This is a genomic window from Actinosynnema sp. NPDC023658 (assembly GCF_040639995.1).
Lineage (GTDB): Bacteria > Actinomycetota > Actinomycetes > Mycobacteriales > Pseudonocardiaceae > Actinosynnema.
In genome coordinates this window covers 1-1,268 of sequence record NZ_JBFAAX010001348.1, presented here as the reverse complement: position 1 = coordinate 1,268, position 1,268 = coordinate 1, and the positions used below count along the sequence as shown (strand labels likewise).

The following is a 1,268-nucleotide window of genomic DNA, read 5'->3' as shown; positions in this document are numbered from 1 at the left end:
AGGTCGGTCACCTCGTGCCCCCAGGACACGGCCACGCCCAGCTCGGCCAGCCACCCCTCCAGCAGCTCCTCGACCCGGGTCTGCGGGATGCCGAGCACGTAGGCGTGGTCGGTGTCCATCACCGTCAGGTCCAGCGGCCGGCTCGGGTCGCTGAACATGCCGAACGGCACCGCCGCGCCCTCGGCCAGGAAGCGGTCCACGATGCCGCGGCGGTCCAGCAGCTCCAGGCTGCGGGCGTTGAGGGTGAAGCCGCGGCAGAACGGCGAGCGCTCCGGCTGCCGGTCCACCACCTCGACCCGGACCCCGGCGAGCGCCAGCTCCGCCGCCAGCGCCAACCCCGCCGGCCCGGCCCCGACGACCATGACCGCCGCCGCGCCCCCGTCGGTCGTCATCACGCCTCCCCGCCCTCGCCGCGGACCCACCCGGACGTCGGTTCCGGCCAGGCCAGGCGACCCGCCGCGATGTCGTCGACGATCTCCTCCAGCCACCCCAGCTCGGCCTCCAGCATCCGCACCCCGTACTCGACCTCCACCACGAACAGGCGGGGCACCTGACCGGTGTCCAGCACCTCGCGGTGCCGCTGCCGGGCCTCCGCCAACCGCGCGCGGACCCGGACGGCCCGCTCCCGCAACGCCGCCGACGCGCCGTCGGGCCCGAGCGCGCCCAGGTAGCTGACCGCGGACAGGAACTTCGGGTACTCGTCGGCCGGCACGCGGATCAGCTCGTCCACCCAGCGCACGAACTCGTCCAGCCCCACTGCGGTGTGCCGGTAGACGGTCCGCTCCGGCCGCGCGCCGACCCGGACGGTCTCCCGCGCCTCGATCCACCCGGCCTTCTCCAGCGTCCGGACCACGTCGTACAGGGAGCCGGTGGTCACCTTGAACGCCCGGTCCATGCCCCGTTCCCGCAGGGTGGCGGCCATCGCGTGCGGGTGGGAGGGCGATTCCAGCAGCAGCCCCAGCACCGCCAGCCCGAGCGCGTTGGACACCGGTCGTCGACTGCTCGCCGTCATTCGCTCGTCTCCAATCAGTCGGATCCGAGTATTTGGTTCCGAGCGATTGGTGTCAAGCCGGTCAGTTCTTCACAAGCCGATCGACGACGTGGAGAATCCTTCGCGAATCGCCCCAGCGCAGGTGGAGGAGCTCCATGCCCAGATCACGGTCGTTAGCGCTCGTCCTGGCCGCCGCCGTGTTCGCCGCGGTCCCGGCCTCCCAGCTGGCGTCACCGGCCGCCGCGGCCGACGACGCGCTCACCCGCGACCTGCACGC

Annotated in this window: 2 protein-coding genes; both read right to left on the bottom strand. The window is 73.0% G+C overall.

The features are described from left to right. The coding region (locus AB0G02_RS40870; protein ID WP_360806126.1) for an FAD-dependent monooxygenase at positions 1-392 on the bottom strand (392 nt) is incomplete at its 3' end. Next, on the bottom strand, positions 392-1,012 hold the full coding sequence (locus AB0G02_RS40865; protein WP_360806123.1) for a PadR family transcriptional regulator: 621 nt from the start codon (positions 1,010-1,012) through the stop codon (positions 392-394). The genes AB0G02_RS40865 and AB0G02_RS40870, both read right to left, overlap by 1 nt. Between the last annotated feature and the right edge of the window lie 256 nt (positions 1,013-1,268).

Excerpts from the sequence above, each read along its gene's own strand:
- AB0G02_RS40865 (WP_360806123.1), bottom strand. The coding sequence starts at position 1,012 with ATGACGGCGAGCAGTCGACGACCGGTGTCCAACGCGCTCGGGCTGGCG.